Source organism: Serratia oryzae, from assembly GCF_001976145.1.
Classification (GTDB): domain Bacteria; phylum Pseudomonadota; class Gammaproteobacteria; order Enterobacterales; family Enterobacteriaceae; genus Chania; species Chania oryzae.
This window is the reverse complement of the sequence record NZ_MOXD01000003.1, coordinates 337,055-353,145: the sequence shown is the minus strand read 5'-3', so window position 1 is coordinate 353,145 and position 16,091 is coordinate 337,055. Positions and strand designations below refer to the sequence as shown.

Sequence of the window (16,091 nt, the reverse complement as noted above, 5' to 3'; positions counted from 1 at the left end):
AGGCCAGCTTGCTGAGTAAAGAAGTTTAAATATCAGAGATTAACGATGCCTGATGATCAAATGCCGGATTGGCGCGGCAAAATTCGACCAGTTCCTCAATGCTGAGCGGCTTACAGAAATAATAACCCTGCATAAAGTTAACGTCGCGTTCTTGCAGAAAACTCATTTGTTCTGCGGTTTCGACGCCTTCGGCAACGGTAAGCATTTTCAGTTTTTTCGCCAGTGAAATCACGGCGTCTAACACAGGGGCGGTTACGGTATCCTGGCCAATAGAGTTGACAAAACCCCGGTCGATTTTCAGATAGTCCAGCGCAAAGCGCTGTAGATAGATTAAGGCGCTATGCCCGGTGCCGAAGTCATCGATCGCAATCTCAATGCCTTGGCTGTGCAGCCAGGCAAATTCGGCCAGCGCATGTTCTTCCTCTACCATGCCGCGTTCGGTGATTTCAAATACCAGCGTGAAATAGTTATTCGGCATTTTTGACAGCAGTCCAGACACATCGTCATGAAATGACGGGGCGCTGAGATGGGAAGGGGAAAGGTTAAGGCCCAGTTTGGCATGAGGCGGTAAGGCCTGCATCAGTTGCGGAAGATCGGCCACGATGAGGCTGAACAGATGGCGAGTCAGCGGGACGATCACCCCTTCGTTTTCCGCATAGGGAATAAACAGATCGGGCGAAATGCGTCCTTCCGTTGGATGCTGCCAGCGTAACAAGGCCTCAACCCCGCCCAGTGAAGCGGTAGCGGTATGGAATACCGGCTGATATTCAACAAAAAACTCTCCACGCCGGATACCGCGCCGCATCGCCCGCTCAGGGCTCTGACGCAACAGCAGCATGTAGTAGTACAAAGCCCCCAGCATCAGCGAAAGCACCAGGCTGCCGAGTACGGTCAAACGAATATCATTGGCCGTCAGTGGTCGGTTATAGAAAATGATGGTCAATGGGTAGCCAGGGATTTCCACTCGGCGGGCATGATTTGGCGGCAACTGCGTCATGGGTACTAGGTGCGGATTGAAGGTAGTAACCGCATTTTGTCCTATCACGATGGCCAGACCTGGGGTATCACTACGCTGCGAGGCCATTAGCTGATAGGGTGTCAGACTGAGATCCAGCGTTGCCAGGACTCCGCTATTATTCGCTTGCCCTGGCTTACGTAGCCACAGGGCAATCACCGGTTTGTCCGGCACCAGCGGTGTGCCCTGCTGCAGTTGCATATCTAGAGATTTCTGCCAGTCGATTTCCGGGTAGAGGCGCGTGCTAGGCAATGTCATATCGCCAGTCGCTGAGGAGCAATACACAATGCCATCTTTTACCAGCAAAAAGGTGCGTATCCCTGTGGTGAAAGCCGCCCGGTATGTGAGATTGGCTTGATTGCTAACACAGGGTTTATCGGTGAACGGCATGATCTCCTGCATCATGTTTTTCAGGCGATCGAGATAGTCTAACGTGAGTTGCTGTGTGCGAGTTTCGAGCTGATGCTGATATTGCAAGCGTTGGTGGTTAATCAGGAACAGTATGGCGGAGGTAAAAACAGTAAAAAATATCAGAGCGGCAATACTGCTTTTGATTAGGCTACGTCGTCTCTGTGAAACATGGCGTGCGAATGCCCTCTTTAAGCCCATCACTTGCCCCCTGAGCATGGCGTAACGTTTTTTGTTGTTATGATAGTGGTAGTCAATATATCTCGTTGATACTACATGGGTCATTATTACTCTGATTGGATAAAAGGCACCTCTCAGGTACGCCGTAAATAGCCTTCACCCCATCATTTACCCTGTGACGATAATAGGCTAGTTTTCTCCCAATCGTGCAGTTTTATTCAACTGATCTAACGTTTATGGGCCGATGGTGTGATGGCCACTCCCTGGTAGTGACTTACCATGAGTGATGCAGGTGTGCAGCGAAAAAAAACGCTGCCCTAGGGCAGCGTATTGACTCGTTCGTTTGGTTTTCAGGACTGCTTCAGATATTAAGCACTTAGCTCCTGCCAAGCACCCGGCGGGCTTCGCGATAGCGCTTGTCCCAGTAGGTTTCATTCATGCTGGAGATAGTGACACCGCTGCTAGTGGAAGCGTGAACAAATTTATCGTTCCCCAGATAGATACCCACATGGCGGCCAGTGGAACCCGCACGGAACAGGACTAAATCACCTGGGCGCAGCTTGGCACGCTGGATTTTCTTGCCCATGTCTTCTTGCTCATAAGTCGAACGGGGCAGATCCATACCGAACTGTTCGCGGAAAGTGCGCTGAACAAAACCTGAGCAATCAATGCCGCGTTTGGTATCACCCCCCAAACGGTAGCGCACACCTTTCCAGTCGGCATACTGGTCCATAATCTTTGACTTGATGTCAACATTACGCACCATGGCTTCGAATTCATCCTGAGAGGCTTGCAGTAAAAGACTGTTCTTGTCATTAACTGCATGCATCTCAGTTTGTGAGTTATCCAACTTCGAAGTATTCATTGAGCTACAGGCGGAGAGCATAGCTGCTGCCGCAATTGCAGGGAGTACCCGCAAAAAATATCTCATAAAAGGTTGAGATTTGACCATTGTAATTGTTTTCCCTTGAAGTCCTTAACGACAAAAGTCGCTATCTGAAAAATGCCAAACGAAACGAGACTAATCGGCGCCAGCAGGAAGGACAATCAGATACCGCAGAAAATGTGCATGAACGCACACATTTAGAATGTTTGGTTCTGAATCCGTGTAAACCAAGCGCAAACGCAGCCGAGATTACCGCAATCAAAAGGGGATTGCGAGTTTTTTTGAGACATTCTTTATATGAAATTGTGATGTAACATAATGTAAATCTTCATATAAAAAATGCCGAATGGGTATTGTGTTGCTTTTGGGTTAATTTTATTGCCAATCTGTTAGTGATGTGTTGGTGAGTGACTAACGTGAGCATGGCTGGCAAGAAGAGGTGGCAGCGCCCAGATTGGCCAAATGAACGAGCGTTAGCAAACAAGACGTCACGCTGATTTCAGGCCCAGGCTGAGGGCCTTCATGTTAACTCAAGCGAATGTTAAACAAGGCCGACTGTAGGGCATTCCAATCTGCTTCACTGCTATGAATTAATTCGATACGACTGTCTAGCGGGGGAATGGAGCGTGTCTCGATATTCAAATCCTGCCCCTGACGGTTGATCAGTAAACTCCCTTCGGGAATGCGTACTACCGCTTTCGCGCGCTCAACGGGTGCCAGTCTGATCCACTCCATCATCCCCACGGTATCGAACTGCGTATCGCCATCAAAAATCCAGCCACAACTGGTATAACCTTGGCCCTGATTCAAGGCGCGACGCCAGCGGGCATTCTCTGGCAGGCGCAATGCCGCCAATCCTCGGGTTTTGTTCTGGGCATGATGGTGGTGCTGCGCATCCGGCAATTCGGTGTGATTGGTTCGCGGCAGGTCAAGTAAAGCAACGTCCATGCGCCCCTGTTCGATAGGGTAAATCGGGCGCTGATGGCCGGAGTGCGCCTGCCATGTTTCCAAGGCCTGGGCATCCTCGGGTTGCCAGGTATCCATCTTATTAGCGATGATGATATCTGCGGCCGCTAACTGATCGCGGAAATTTTCATTATCGCGATAGTGAGGTTGGCTGAGTTGGCGGGCATCTAGCAGGCAAACCGTTGCCAGCAAGTCGATCCAGCCTGCGTAAGTATCCTGCGTCAGCAACTCCAGGATCTGTTTGGGGTGGCCAAGACCGGTGGGTTCGATCAATAACCGGTCGGGTTTTGTCTGCTGTAACAACATATTTAGCCCAACCTGCATCGGCAGGCCGTTGACGCAGCACATACAACCACCGGGGATCTCTTTCAATACTGCGCCACTGTCTGCCAACAGTGCTCCATCAATACCAATTTCCCCAAACTCGTTGACCAGAACCGCCCAGCGTTCATGCGGCGGTTTATTAGCCAACAGATGACGGATCGTGGTGGTCTTGCCACTGCCCAGGAAACCCGTGATCAGGTTGGTTTTTGTCATTTCGCATTCCTGATTTATATGCTTACAGCTGATTGATAGTCATGGATTATGCACGTGTCATGCCGCTTTGGTATTTTATATGTGCACAGTCACAAATTTTACATTTTAAGAGCAAATTTTTTAACTATTCAGGTTCATCTATATTTTTAGGATAAATCCTATTAAAAACTTGGGATTATAGCGTTCATGAGTATTGTCTTATCCGGTTTTTGACCCGCCAATCTGCTGAATATCCGCCAAAACAGCCTCCTGATTTTACGATTCTTCCTAAGAAAACACTCTATTATTTAAAGTGACTTAACATAAAGTGAGGTTGCCATGAATAGCTTACGGTTATTTTTGATCGCAGGAGCGTTACTTTCATGGATGGCAGCAGGTCAGGTAGGTGCTACAGGTGGGGTTATTCACTTTGTTGGTGCCATTGTTGAAGGCCCTTGTTTAGTAAATGTTGTCAACTCATCAGCCAATACGAAGTGTTTTCGTAATGGGCAGAATTACACAGGCACGCAAACTCTGGCAAGTTTTAACGCTAGCAGCCAAGAACTCCCACTGAATTTAGGTACGACTGAAATGAAGTGGGTTGATCAGCAACAGAAGCTTGCGATAATGACTGTGGTGTATCGTTAAGTCGCATGCGTCATGCCGGGCGAAAGCCCGGCATGACCTCCCAACATCAGGCCACTTGTGTCATCACCCACTCCTTTATCGTTTGACGCGCTCCGCGAACGCGTAGCGACAGATAAGCCTGGGTTACCGCCGCAGCAAATTTCTCATCAGCAGGTAATTGTTCACCGAAAATACTTTTGATCGCCAGCAAGGCCGCAACGCGTGGTTCACCGTCTGGCGTGGCGTTAACTACCTGCTGCAGCGTTGCTAACATGGGATCGCGAACATCAATCGGCTGCCCGGCATCGTCAATGCCGCCAACGTAGCGCATCCAGCCAGCAACCCCTAAAGCCAGTCCGGCATAGCTGCCACCATGCTTGAGATGCCAGCGAACAGAGTCCAGCATACGCTGTGGTAGTTTTTGCGTGCCATCCATAGCGATCTGCCAGGTGCGGTGCTGCAGTGCCGGGTTGCTGTAACGCGCGATCAGCCGATCGGCATAGGCGGTCAGATCGATACCGCTTACTCGCAGCGTCGGGGCTTGCTCATGCAGCATCAGGTGATAGGCGGCCCGGCGATAATATTCGTCCGCCATGCAGTCATTAATGTGCTGATAACCCGCCAGATAACCAAGATAAGCCAGAAACGAGTGGCTGCCGTTCAGCATGCGTAATTTCATCTGTTCGAACGGCAACACATCATCCACCAGCTGTACACCAGCGGCTTCCCACTCTGGGCGGCCAGCAACAAAGTTATCTTCTATTACCCACTGAATAAAAGGTTCACAGGCGATGGCACATTCGTCGTGTACTCCGCCAAGTGCAGCTGCGACTTCCTCTAACGTTTCCGGTGTGCTGGCAGGGACGATGCGATCGACCATGGTGCTGGGGAAGGTCACGTTGCTGGCAATCCACTGAGCCAGTTCCCGATCGCGTGCCTGTGCCAGGCCGGTGACGGCATTACGCACCACATGGCCGTTTTCTGGAATATTGTCGCAAGAGAGCACGCTGAAAGCGGGCAAGTTGCGCTGGCGCCGCCGGTGTAGCGCTTCCACCAGGATCCCTGGCACGGTAGTGGGATAGGTGGGCTCAGCCAAATCGGCTCGAACGGCATCATGCTGCAAATCTAACTGACCGCTGCCAGGTTCGATGCAATAACCTTTTTCCGTAATGGTCATCGAAACGATCGCCACCTGCGGTTCGGCCAGTTTTTCTAATACCGCATCGATATCTTCCAGTTTGCGGTGCACGCTTTCGTGAACGGCACCGACAACGATCGCCTGGTTACCAGCGGCTCCTTTTTCCAGCACGGTATAGAGATGATCCTGAGCCCGCAAAGTTTGGAACAGCTTATCACCGCCGAACAGGCTGATCTCACAAATCCCCCAGTCTCCTCCTTTACGGTTGAGCACGCGATCGGTCAGCAGCGCCTGGTGGGCACGGTGAAAGGCGCCGAAGCCCAGGTGCACCATGCGGCTGCGCAGCAGGCTGCGATCGTACTGTGGTTGCTGTACTGCAGCAGGCAGTGGTGTGTTGGCGATAGTTTTCATGAAGGGCTCCATTACAAGAAAAAGTCCTGGCCGGTAGCTTGCATAAAGTTATCAGACCAGTTGGCCGCGCGTAGCCTGTTGCTGCTGCGCCGGTCTCTGTGCGTTGTTATCTGCCGTCACTCTAGGGTGGCTGCGGGGGTAATAAAATGGGTCGGTCCAAAATAAGCCAGAAGCGTGAGTTGGATCAACTCATTAAGGTTTCTATTTTGACAGCATGCAGCTAAAGAGTAAGGTTAAAGGTGAATGATATCTATCGCAATGTGGTATAACAGGATTGATTTTGTTTTGCGATCTACCTCACCACTGATGACAAACCTCAGATGACTGAGCGGACTATTGATAAGGATAAAGTTATGGAACAAACATGGCGTTGGTACGGGCCAAACGATCCGGTTTCGCTGGACGATGTACGTCAAGCGGGGGCAACCGGTGTGGTGACGGCGTTGCATCATATCCCTAACGGTGAAGTGTGGCCGGTTGAGGAAATAAAAACGCGTCAGGCCCTGCTGGCTGAGAAAGGGCTGGTGTGGTCGGTGGTGGAAAGCATCCCGGTGCATGAAGAAATCAAAACCCGCAGCGGCAATTATCAGCGTCATATCGCCAATTATCAGCAGTCGCTGCGTAACCTGGCGGCCTGCGGTATCGACACCGTATGCTACAACTTTATGCCGATCCTCGACTGGACGCGCACCGATCTAGAGTATTTATTACCAGACGGTTCAAAAGCGCTGCGCTTTGATCAGATCGCCTTTGCCGCTTTTGATCTGTATATCCTGCAGCGGGCCGGGGCTGAAAAAGACTATACCGCCGAAGAGCAAACCGAGGCACGGGCCTATTTTAACGCGATGAGTGCGGCAGAGATTGCCAAGCTGACCGGTAATATCATCGCCGGGTTGCCAGGCGCAGAAGAGGGCTACACGCTCGAGCAGTTCCGCGCGCGGCTGGCCGAATATGATCATATCGACAAAGCCCAACTGCGTGAAAACATGGCGGTGTTTTTGCGCGCCATTGTACCGGTGGCGGAAGAGGTTGGGGTGCGTCTTGCGGTACACCCGGACGATCCGCCGCGCCCGATCCTCGGCCTGCCGCGCATTGTTTCTACTATTGAGGATATGCAATGGCTGAAAGAAACCGTTGATAGCATCCACAATGGTTTCACCATGTGCACCGGTTCCTATGGCGTGCGGGCGGATAACGATCTGGTCAAGATGATCGAAACCTTCGGCGATCGTATTCACTTCACCCACCTGCGCGCCACCTGCCGCGAGCAGAACCCGAAAACCTTCCATGAAGGGGCGCATTTGCAAGGGGATGTGGATATGGTGTCGGTGATTGAGGCCATTCTCACCGAAGAGCAGCGCCGCTTGCAGGCGGGCGATCGTCGGCCAATCCCGATGCGGCCGGATCATGGCCACCAGATGTTGGACGATCTGAAGAAGAAAACCAACCCAGGCTATTCGGCGATTGGTCGCTTGAAGGGGTTAGCGGAAATTCGTGGCGTAGAGTTGGCGCTGAAGCGGCGCTTCTTCCCAGAATTACTCTGAGGTGCAGAGAAGGCAGGGCGCCCGCTGCGCCCTGAGTCACAATCAGTCGGCACGGCCCATATAGCGGCGCTCGGCGATATGAATGCGGATTTTGTCCCCTGGGCTCAGGTATTCCGGCACCAGAATGGTCAAACCGGTCGCCATGGTGGCCGGTTTGTTTCGGGCGCTGGCAGAAGCCCCTTTGATGCCCGGTGCCGTTTCAACAATCTCCATATCCACGGTTTGTGGCAATTCCAGGGCTAACACCTGGCCTTCCAGCGTTAATACCTGCATCCCTGGCAAGCCCGCTTCTGGGATAAACAGCAGTTCGTCTTCGATCTGGTCTTTTTTGAAGATATACGGCGTGTAATCTTCGTCATCCATGAATACGTACTCTTCGCCGTCGATGTAGGAGAAGTTCACCTTGCGGCGCGACAGGGTAATGGTATCCAGAATATCATCGCCTTTAAAACGCTCTTCCACCTTTAGCCCGGTACGCACGTCAGAGAAACGCATTTTGTAAAGGGTGTTGGCACCGCGCGCGGTTGGGCTTTGCACATCAATGTCTTTCACCAGCAGCAGTTTGCCGTTGTAGTTGATCGCCATACCACGCTTGATTTCGTTAGCTCTTGCCATTGGAATAACCTGTCGATAAGGAGTTTTGAGAAGTTGCGACAAGTTACTCGTACCGCGCTTTTCAGGCAAGAGCCGCGCAAAAAAAGAGTGAGCAAAGCCGGGAGTTGCAGTGGGAAAAGAGGGCGGCAATCGTCACCCTCGGTGAGCGGTTTTATTTAAATACCGGCAGCATATTCAGCAGGGTGAGTACGTGAGCGACGGCGTTAACCACGCCAAACAGGATGATAAACAGGATCATGCCATGGCCGCCGGGGGCGCGATACGTTGCCTGCGGAAAGCGGCGGCGGCTGGCGCGTGCCATCATTGCGGGGACGATCACCGCCCAAATGGTGGCAGCCAGGCCAGCAAAGCCGATGGCATACAGGAAACCGTTCGGGAACAGCAGGGCTGCCAGGGTTGGTGGAACGAATGTCACCAGCGCCGACTGGGTGCGGCCTGCGGCGTTATCGCTGAACTTGAAGAAATCGGCCAGATAATCGAACAGCCCCAGAGAAACCCCAAGGAAAGAGCTGGCCAGTGCCATATAAGAGAACGCACTGAGCAGTTGGCCCACCGTCTGGCTGCTGGACACGTTGCCCATCTGCTTGAGCAGGCTACCGATATTGCCCCCCTCGGCGATCACCTGTTTGAACGCATCACGGGTGATATTGCCCTGAATCACATACTGCCACAGGATGTAAATCGCCAATGCCAGCAGCGTGCCGTAAACCAGGCTGCGCGCCACGGCGCGGCTGTCTTTATGATAATACTTCACCAGCCCCGGCACGTTGCCGTGGTAACCAAACGAGGTTAGCAAGTAAGGCAGGGCAGCCAGGGCGTAGGGCAGATAACTGGCGCTACTGTCGCTACGGTTGAACAACACCGCAGGCTGGACGTGAGTAAACATATCGCCAACCGACATCACGAAAGTGATCACCATACCACCAATCAGAATGGTGCTCAGGCGATCCACCGCGCGGGTCGATAACCAAACGATAAACGCCACCAGCAAGGCAAACACCAGCCCGGCGATGGCCTGGTGAGTGCCGACAATCCCTTCCAGGGTATGAGCGATGATCGAGCCACCGGCTGAGATATAGGCATAGGTCAGAATATACAGCACGAAGGTGATGGACAGGCCGTTGAGAGTATTCCAGCCTTTACCGAGCAGGTCTTTGACGACGGTATGAAAGCTGGCACCGGCCGGATAATTGAGCGTTGCTTCGAGGATCATCAGGCCGGAAATCAACATACAGGCCCAGGTATAAATCAACAATGCGACGGAGCCGCCAAACCACACGCCAGAAGTGACAATGGGAATAGAGAACATACCGGCACCGACTGCGGTGCCTGCGATGATCATCGCGCCGCCGAGTACGGAAGGGCGGGAAAGCTTCTGGGTGATGTCCGCGGACATTATGGCTCCTGAATAGTAGGGGTTCTTTTGTACTAGCTCAATAGTACAATGCGCAATGTAAGCATGTAAAGAAACTAATTTGCTATTTGTATGCAGAATGATTGGGATAATGGTGTTTTTTTGCGAAAAGCATTGCGGTTTCTGCCGTATTAAAACAGCGTAAGGAGATAAAGATTCGGGTTCACAGCGGATTCTGCTGGCGGCAATTACGGGGGGCTGCTATTGTCCGGCTTCAATTCTGCCAGCTGCCAGGAGAAGCGCTGATGGACTGCCGTCCCGACTGTGGCGCCTGCTGCATTGCACCTTCAATTTCCAGCCCTATTCCCGGCATGCCCAATGGCAAACCGGCGAATACCCGTTGCATTCATCTGGATCAGCAACTGCGCTGTGGCCTGTTTCATTCACCATTACGGCCCCGCGTTTGCGGTAGCCTGCAGGCCAGCCGGGAGATGTGTCACGATCGCCGTGACGAGGCGTTAATCTATCTGGCTAAGCTAGAGGTAGATACTGCCCCCTAACTGGCTCAGGCATTCTTGAGCCGCCAAAGGCACAGCACCGCACCTATCACCATCGCCAGTGCGGAGTAAAATACCGCATGGTAGTTCCAGATTTCGGCAACGAAACCGGCAATCGAACCGGCAATGATCCAGCCTACGCGCGTGGTGTTGGTAAATAGCGTGGTGGCTGCTCCTGCTTGCCCTGGCATCAAATCCTGAAAATAGAGCATGCCAATGCCTGCCAGCACACCGATAAACAGTGCGTTCAGCAATTGCAGCGCGATCAACTGCCAGGTACCGGTGATAAACAGCAATCCAGCATAGAACAGCACGCCTGCGATCACCGCGCAGCGCATCAGGAAGCGTTTACCGAAACGTTTGGCGGCCATCCCGGCCAGCAGCATGGTTGGGATCTCCAACCCGGCCGCTGTGCCCATCAAAATCCCGGTCAGTTTTTCCGGCAAACGTAGCTCTTGCACCATATACAGCGGCATGTTGATCAGATACATGCCGTTAGCGGTCCACATCAGGGTGCAGGCGGCAAACAGCAGCAGTGCGTCGCGGCGGTTCTGGCGCGGAGCTTCCAGCTTAGCGCCTTTGGCGGAAGGGGTTTTGGGCATTGAGGGCAGGGTTTTCCACACCAAGGCGCCACAGAGGATGAAAGTCGCTGCCGCCGCCAGGTACATCACCTGAAAGCCAAAACCCAGCGCCAGCGCAAAGGCAATTGGCGGGCCGATCACCCAAGCCAACGACACCTGGGCGCGCAGGATGGAACTGAACATCACCGCTTCTCGCCCGGTGTGCTCGGCATGCTCGCGCGCCAGCGCAAACATCTGTGGGTTGGCGGTGGAGCCAAAACTGCTGAGCAGCACGCCAACAAACAGCAACAGATAATAGTTACGGTTCCAGGCGAACAGCGCGCAGGCCAGTGCGCCGAGCATGCAGCAGAGAAAAATCAGTGACTTGCGGTCGCCTTTTCTATCTGAGCGGCGGGCAAGAAACTGGCTGACCAAGATGCCGATCACCGCGCTGCCGGTAAAGAACAAACCCACCATGCTGGGGCGAACCTGCACTTCGGTGGAAAGGAACAGGCTCAGCGTGGGGGTTTGCAAGGCACCGGCAATGCCGGTGAGAAAGGCCACGACAATAAATGCCAGGGAAGTGAAATCAGGCAAACGTCGTGTTACCGCAGTTGAAATACGCATAGTGGTGAGCAAATAGCCAATAGAAAAATAAGTCGCGCGTAGAGTACGCGTTTTTAAAAAAAACGAAAAACGGTTTCAATCAACAACAGGGTAAAAAGCGCTTTTCTGCGGAAAATACGCTTCAGATTGAGGGTTGATAGACGTTACCACTCAGCCATAGGGCGATCGCGTTACGGCTGGCTTCAAAATGCGGTTCCGGCAGGGCCGTTGGGGAACACCAACGCCATTCGGCACACTTTTCTGGTTCTTTGAGTTCGGGCTGGCCGCCGGGGTGCTGAACCCACATGCAGATGGATACCGTGTGTTTGCCTTCGGCTTGCCAGGTTTGCAGATTATTGCTGATACCAATGAACCTTGGGGGAGCGATCTGTAATCCCGTCTCTTCAGCCACTTCGCGCCGGGCGCATTGTTCAAAGGTTTCCCCGGGGTCCAAGTGCCCGCCGGGAATTGACCAGAAAGGGGCATGAGAACCACAGCGCTTACCCAATAGAATCAGGCCCTGCGGGTTAACGATGATCACGCCAACGCCGGTAGCTACCATTATCTCTTTCTCCTTCAGCAGTGTTTCAGCACAGTATGTCATTTTGCCCTTTTAACTGGCTATTTGCAGGAAAAATGTGCGTAACGTCAAAAAAACATCATATGAAGATTGAGAAAACTTGCTTTCAGCAATACCTGATCCCACACTCATTGAAACGTTTCAGCGTTATCGGACGGACGCATACGGTTCTGGTAACGCTTCTTTTTCCCTACACAGCTGAAACGATTCAATTCAGCAGGAGAGGAGAACTATGTTCCAGTTGTCACAGCAAGACATTCACCTGGGCGCCGCCGCCAGCGGCAAACAGGAAGCTATCCGGCAGGTCGCGGCAGCGCTCACCTCCGCAGGGTGCGTCAGCGCCGCCTATGTGGACGGCATGCTGCAGCGCGAGCTGCAAACGTCCACTTATCTGGGCAACGGTATCGCCATTCCGCATGGCACTACCGATACCCGCGATCTGGTACTGAATACCGGGGTGCAGGTATTCCAGTTCCCGCAGGGGATTGAATGGGGTGAAGGCCAGACCGCCTATGTGGTGATCGGCATCGCCGCCCGTTCAGATGAACACCTGGCGCTGCTGCGCCAACTGACGCACGTGCTCAGCGACGACGGCGTTGCGGCGCAGCTGGCAAAAACCACGTCAGCAGAAGAGCTGCGCAGCCTGCTGATGGGCGAAAAGCAAACGGCTGAGTTCCAGTTCGATGTGTCCTTGATCGCACTGGACGTAGCGGCTGATTCGCTGATGACGCTGCAGGCCTTGAATGCGGGCCGCTTGCAGAAGATCGGTGCGGTCGACGCCCGGTTTGTCAGCGATGTGATCACCCGTAAGCCGCTGAATCTGGGGCAAGGCATCTGGTTGAGCGACAGCGCTGAAGGCAACCTGTTCAGTGCCGCAACCCTGAGCCGTCCTGCGCAGGCTTTTGACGAAGCCGGCGAGCCGGTCGCGCTGCTGCTGACCGTGGCGATTGCCGATCAGCAACCGCTGACGCTGCTGAACTACCTCAGCGACCTGCTGTTAAGCCAGCAGGCTGAACGCTTGCTGAACGCCGATGCTGCCAGCGTGCTGGCGCTGCTGACCAGCGATGTCGCCGCAGAGAGTGCGGTACTGAGCGCAGAATATACCATTCGCAACGAACACGGCCTGCATGCCCGCCCGGGCACGGCGTTGGTTAACGTGATCAAACAGTTTTCCAGTGAAATTACCGTGACCAATCTCAACGGCAGCGGTAAACCGGCTAACGGCCGCAGCCTGATGAAGGTGGTGGCACTGGGTGTGAAGAAAGGCCATCAGTTACGCTTTACCGCCAGCGGTGATGATGCTGAAGCGGCGCTGAAAGCGATTGGCGAAGCCATTAGCACAGGCCTGGGTGAGGGTGCGGCATGAGCAGAAGAGTAGCAACCATTACCCTTAACCCAGCTTACGATCTGGTGGGGTTCTGCCCGGAGATCGAACGGGGTGAGGTTAATCGGGTAAGAACTGCCGGGCTGCACGCCGCTGGTAAAGGTATCAACGTTGCCAAAGTACTGAAAGATTTAGGTATCGATGTGACCGTGGGAGGCTTCCTGGGGAAAGATAATCAGGATGGTTTCCAACTGCTGTTCAGTGATTTGGGCATTGCCAACCGCTTCCAGGTGGTGCCAGGGCGTACCCGTATCAACGTGAAACTGACGGAAAAAGACGGTGAAGTGACCGATTTCAACTTCTCTGGCTTTGAAGTTACGCCGCCAGATTGGGAACGTTTTGTGAACGATTCCCTGAGTTGGCTCGGCCAGTTCGACATGGTGGCGGTGAGCGGCAGTTTGCCGGAAGGCGTGCCACCAGAAGCCTTTACCGAATGGATGATCCGCCTGCGCGCGCAGTGCCCATGCATTATTTTCGACAGCAGCCGTGAGGCGCTGGTGGCAGGGCTGAAAGCCGCGCCTTGGTTGGTCAAACCGAATCGGCGAGAACTGGAGATCTGGGCCGGTCGCCCATTACCCACGCTGGAGGCCGTGGTGGAGGCCGCTCATGCGCTGCGCGATCAGGGGATCGCTCATGTCGTGATCTCGCTGGGCGCAGAGGGCGCTCTGTGGGTCAACGCCTCGGGTGCCTGGATCGCCAAGCCTCCTTCCTGTGAGGTGGTTAGCACGGTAGGGGCCGGTGATTCGATGGTCGGTGGTTTGATCTATGGCTTGCTGATGCGTGAATCCAGTGAGCATACCTTACGTTTGGCCACCGCCGTGGCTGCCCTGGCGGTGAGCCAGAGCAACGTTGGCGTGACCGATCGCCCGCAGTTGGCCGCGATGATGGCGCGTGTCGATCTGAAACCTTTTAACTGACAGTAGGAGGCAGAATGAAAACGCTGCTGATGATAGACGGTTCGCTCGGGCAGGCTCGTGGTCACCTGGCGAAACGCATGCTTGAAGGCGCTGCGGCCAAAACTGGCCTGGCGCTGGTGGATGTGCTGAACGAAGCTGAATTGGTGGTCGTGGCTGGTCAAGCTGCGCTCACGGATGCAGAACTGAATGGCAAAGTGGTTTACGTGGGTGATGTGGAACACGCGGTGCGCGATCCTGAGGCCTTTTTGGCGCAGGCCAAAACCGAGGCCAAGCCTTATCAGGCTACGGTTACCGCACCTGTGAAGGCGGCTGGCCCGAAACGTATCGTTGCGGTTACCGCTTGCCCGACCGGCGTGGCGCATACCTTTATGGCGGCCGAAGCCATCGAGAGTGAAGCCAAAAAACGTGGCTGGTGGGTGAAGGTGGAAACCCGTGGTTCCGTAGGGGCTGGTAATGCCATCACCCCAGAAGAAGTGGCGGCGGCCGATCTGGTGATTGTGGCGGCAGATATCGAAGTGGATCTTGACAAGTTTGCCGGTAAGCCGATGTACCGCACTTCTACCGGGCTGGCGCTGAAGAAAACCGCGCAGGAGCTGGACAAAGCGCAGGCGGAGGCAGAAATCTTCCAGCCGCAGAAGAGCAGCCGTGCCCCAGCCGCAGGCAAGAAAAAAGAGAGCGCAGGGCCATATCGTCACCTGCTGACCGGGGTGTCCTACATGCTGCCGATGGTGGTAGCGGGTGGCCTGTGTATTGCGCTGTCGTTCGTGTTTGGTATCGAAGCGTTTAAAGAAAAAGGCACTCTGGCCGCAGCGCTGATGCAGATCGGCGGTGGTTCAGCCTTTGCGTTAATGGTGCCGATTCTGGCGGGGTACATCGCGTTCTCGATTGCCGACCGTCCTGGCCTGACGCCGGGCCTGATCGGCGGTATGCTGGCGGTGAGCACCGATGCTGGCTTCCTCGGCGGCATTATCGCCGGTTTCCTGGCGGGTTATGTTGCTAAAGCGATCAGTAACAAGCTGCATCTGCCGAAGAGTATGGAAGCGCTGAAGCCGATCCTGATTATCCCGCTGTTGGCGAGCCTGACCACCGGTCTGATAATGATTTACGTGGTCGGTACGCCGGTGGCGAAAATCATGGAAGGCCTGACCCATTGGCTGCAATCGATGGGAACGGCTAACGCGGTGCTGTTGGGCGCCATTCTGGGTGCGATGATGTGCACCGATATGGGGGGCCCGGTGAACAAAGCTGCTTATGCCTTCGGCGTGGCGCTGTTGAGTTCCTCGGTGTATGCGCCGATGGCGGCGATTATGGCGGCAGGTATGGTGCCACCGTTGGCGATGGGCCTGGCGACGATGATTGCGCGCAACAAGTTCGAGAAATCCGAGCAGGAAGGCGGCAAAGCGGCGTTAGTGCTGGGGCTGTGCTTTATCAGTGAAGGGGCGATTCCGTTTGCTGCCCGCGATCCGATGCGCGTACTGCCGTGCTGTATCGCCGGTGGTGCGTTGACCGGGGCACTGTCGATGGCTTTCGGTGCCAAACTGATGGCACCGCACGGTGGTCTGTTCGTGCTGTTGATCCCTGGCGCTATCTCTCCGGTGCTGCTGTACCTGGTGGCGATTATCGCCGGTACGCTGTTGGCGGGTGTTGGTTACGCGGTGCTGAAACGCAGTGACGTTGCGGCGGCGAATGTGGCCTGATAGATAAACAATACAGTTCCCTCTCCCTCGGGGAGAGGGGGCGACGCCTTGAGCAATTAACGCATGTTTATGCCGCTTTGCTCCTCACCGACCAGCATTAGCGCTCAGATGCCGGTTTTTGCATTATGGG

The 16,091-nt window shown here is 54.2% G+C and carries 14 protein-coding genes; 6 read left to right on the top strand and 8 right to left on the bottom strand.

Features of this window, described 5'->3' with window-relative positions; genetic code table 11:
* Positions 1 to 25: 25 nt before the first annotated feature.
* The 3 genes from BMI79_RS07595 to BMI79_RS07585 all read right to left on the bottom strand — a co-directional run bounded on the left by BMI79_RS07595 (position 26) and on the right by BMI79_RS07585 (position 3,992).
* Complete coding sequence (locus BMI79_RS07595) at positions 26 to 1,624, bottom strand: cyclic di-GMP phosphodiesterase (protein WP_076941527.1); 1,599 nt, start codon at positions 1,622 to 1,624, stop codon at positions 26 to 28.
* Positions 1,625 to 1,979: 355 nt separating this feature from the next.
* Positions 1,980 to 2,555, bottom strand: coding sequence for a bifunctional murein DD-endopeptidase/murein LD-carboxypeptidase (mepS, locus tag BMI79_RS07590; RefSeq protein WP_076941526.1), 576 nt, complete (start codon positions 2,553 to 2,555; stop codon positions 1,980 to 1,982).
* A 459-nt stretch (positions 2,556 to 3,014) separates the two neighbouring features.
* Positions 3,015 to 3,992, bottom strand: a complete 978-nt coding sequence (locus BMI79_RS07585; protein WP_076941525.1) for a CobW family GTP-binding protein — start codon at positions 3,990 to 3,992, stop codon at positions 3,015 to 3,017.
* Positions 3,993 to 4,310: 318 nt separating this feature from the next.
* Between BMI79_RS07585 and BMI79_RS07580 the strand changes: the two genes are divergently transcribed.
* Positions 4,311 to 4,619, top strand: coding sequence for a fimbrial protein (locus tag BMI79_RS07580; protein ID WP_076941524.1), 309 nt, complete (start codon positions 4,311 to 4,313; stop codon positions 4,617 to 4,619).
* 46 nt (positions 4,620 to 4,665) lie between these two features.
* On the opposite strand, the gene BMI79_RS07575 is transcribed toward BMI79_RS07580, so the two are convergent.
* Complete coding sequence (locus BMI79_RS07575; RefSeq protein ID WP_076941523.1) at positions 4,666 to 6,147, bottom strand: mannitol dehydrogenase family protein; 1,482 nt, start codon at positions 6,145 to 6,147, stop codon at positions 4,666 to 4,668.
* A 353-nt stretch (positions 6,148 to 6,500) separates the two neighbouring features.
* Here BMI79_RS07575 and uxuA point away from each other — a divergent pair, with 353 nt between their 5' ends.
* Complete coding sequence (gene uxuA, locus BMI79_RS07570; protein WP_076941522.1) at positions 6,501 to 7,691, top strand: mannonate dehydratase; 1,191 nt, start codon at positions 6,501 to 6,503, stop codon at positions 7,689 to 7,691.
* A gap of 42 nt (positions 7,692 to 7,733) precedes the next feature.
* Here the strand turns inward: uxuA and yeiP are convergent, their stop codons facing one another.
* Positions 7,734 to 8,306, bottom strand: a complete 573-nt coding sequence (gene yeiP, locus BMI79_RS07565) for an elongation factor P-like protein YeiP (protein ID WP_076941521.1) — start codon at positions 8,304 to 8,306, stop codon at positions 7,734 to 7,736.
* 151 nt (positions 8,307 to 8,457) lie between these two features.
* Complete coding sequence (mtr, locus tag BMI79_RS07560) at positions 8,458 to 9,702, bottom strand: tryptophan permease (RefSeq protein ID WP_076941520.1); 1,245 nt, start codon at positions 9,700 to 9,702, stop codon at positions 8,458 to 8,460.
* Between the two features lie 263 nt (positions 9,703 to 9,965).
* Between mtr and BMI79_RS07555 the strand changes: the two genes are divergently transcribed.
* Positions 9,966 to 10,220 (top strand): YkgJ family cysteine cluster protein, encoded by a 255-nt coding sequence (locus BMI79_RS07555; RefSeq protein ID WP_076941519.1) that lies wholly within the window; start codon positions 9,966 to 9,968, stop codon positions 10,218 to 10,220.
* Between the two features lie 5 nt (positions 10,221 to 10,225).
* On the opposite strand, the gene BMI79_RS07550 is transcribed toward BMI79_RS07555, so the two are convergent.
* Together BMI79_RS07550 and BMI79_RS07545 are read right to left on the bottom strand one after the other, a co-directional pair.
* Positions 10,226 to 11,404, bottom strand: coding sequence for a sugar efflux transporter (locus tag BMI79_RS07550; protein WP_076941518.1), 1,179 nt, complete (start codon positions 11,402 to 11,404; stop codon positions 10,226 to 10,228).
* Positions 11,405 to 11,525: 121 nt separating this feature from the next.
* Positions 11,526 to 11,945, bottom strand: a complete 420-nt coding sequence (locus BMI79_RS07545) for a nucleotide triphosphate diphosphatase NUDT15 (RefSeq protein WP_422066564.1) — start codon at positions 11,943 to 11,945, stop codon at positions 11,526 to 11,528.
* 250 nt (positions 11,946 to 12,195) lie between these two features.
* Here BMI79_RS07545 and fruB point away from each other — a divergent pair, with 250 nt between their 5' ends.
* Genes fruB through fruA form a run of 3 tightly spaced genes read left to right on the top strand, consistent with a single transcriptional unit; the run spans position 12,196 to position 15,961 of the window.
* Complete coding sequence (gene fruB / locus BMI79_RS07540; RefSeq protein WP_076941517.1) at positions 12,196 to 13,329, top strand: fused PTS fructose transporter subunit IIA/HPr protein; 1,134 nt, start codon at positions 12,196 to 12,198, stop codon at positions 13,327 to 13,329.
* On the top strand, positions 13,326 to 14,264 hold the full coding sequence (gene fruK, locus BMI79_RS07535) for a 1-phosphofructokinase (RefSeq protein WP_076941516.1): 939 nt from the start codon (positions 13,326 to 13,328) through the stop codon (positions 14,262 to 14,264). The genes fruB and fruK overlap by 4 nt, the downstream gene beginning before the upstream one ends.
* 14 nt (positions 14,265 to 14,278) lie before the next feature.
* Positions 14,279 to 15,961, top strand: a complete 1,683-nt coding sequence (gene fruA, locus BMI79_RS07530) for a PTS fructose transporter subunit IIBC (RefSeq protein ID WP_076941515.1) — start codon at positions 14,279 to 14,281, stop codon at positions 15,959 to 15,961.
* Positions 15,962 to 16,091 lie beyond the last annotated feature (130 nt).

Coding starts and splice junctions, on each gene's coding strand:
- BMI79_RS07585 (WP_076941525.1), bottom strand. CDS start 3,992: ATGACAAAAACCAACCTGATCACGGGTTTCCTGGGCAGTGGCAAGACC.
- mtr (WP_076941520.1), bottom strand. CDS start 9,702: ATGTCCGCGGACATCACCCAGAAGCTTTCCCGCCCTTCCGTACTCGGC.
- BMI79_RS07575 (WP_076941523.1), bottom strand. CDS start 6,147: ATGAAAACTATCGCCAACACACCACTGCCTGCTGCAGTACAGCAACCA.
- BMI79_RS07580 (WP_076941524.1), top strand. CDS start 4,311: ATGAATAGCTTACGGTTATTTTTGATCGCAGGAGCGTTACTTTCATGG.
- BMI79_RS07595 (WP_076941527.1), bottom strand. CDS start 1,624: ATGGGCTTAAAGAGGGCATTCGCACGCCATGTTTCACAGAGACGACGT.
- fruK (WP_076941516.1), top strand. CDS start 13,326: ATGAGCAGAAGAGTAGCAACCATTACCCTTAACCCAGCTTACGATCTG.
- yeiP (WP_076941521.1), bottom strand. CDS start 8,306: ATGGCAAGAGCTAACGAAATCAAGCGTGGTATGGCGATCAACTACAAC.
- BMI79_RS07545 (WP_422066564.1), bottom strand. CDS start 11,945: ATGGTAGCTACCGGCGTTGGCGTGATCATCGTTAACCCGCAGGGCCTG.
- fruB (WP_076941517.1), top strand. CDS start 12,196: ATGTTCCAGTTGTCACAGCAAGACATTCACCTGGGCGCCGCCGCCAGC.
- mepS (WP_076941526.1), bottom strand. CDS start 2,555: ATGGTCAAATCTCAACCTTTTATGAGATATTTTTTGCGGGTACTCCCT.
- uxuA (WP_076941522.1), top strand. CDS start 6,501: ATGGAACAAACATGGCGTTGGTACGGGCCAAACGATCCGGTTTCGCTG.
- BMI79_RS07555 (WP_076941519.1), top strand. CDS start 9,966: ATGGACTGCCGTCCCGACTGTGGCGCCTGCTGCATTGCACCTTCAATT.
- fruA (WP_076941515.1), top strand. CDS start 14,279: ATGAAAACGCTGCTGATGATAGACGGTTCGCTCGGGCAGGCTCGTGGT.
- BMI79_RS07550 (WP_076941518.1), bottom strand. CDS start 11,404: ATGCGTATTTCAACTGCGGTAACACGACGTTTGCCTGATTTCACTTCC.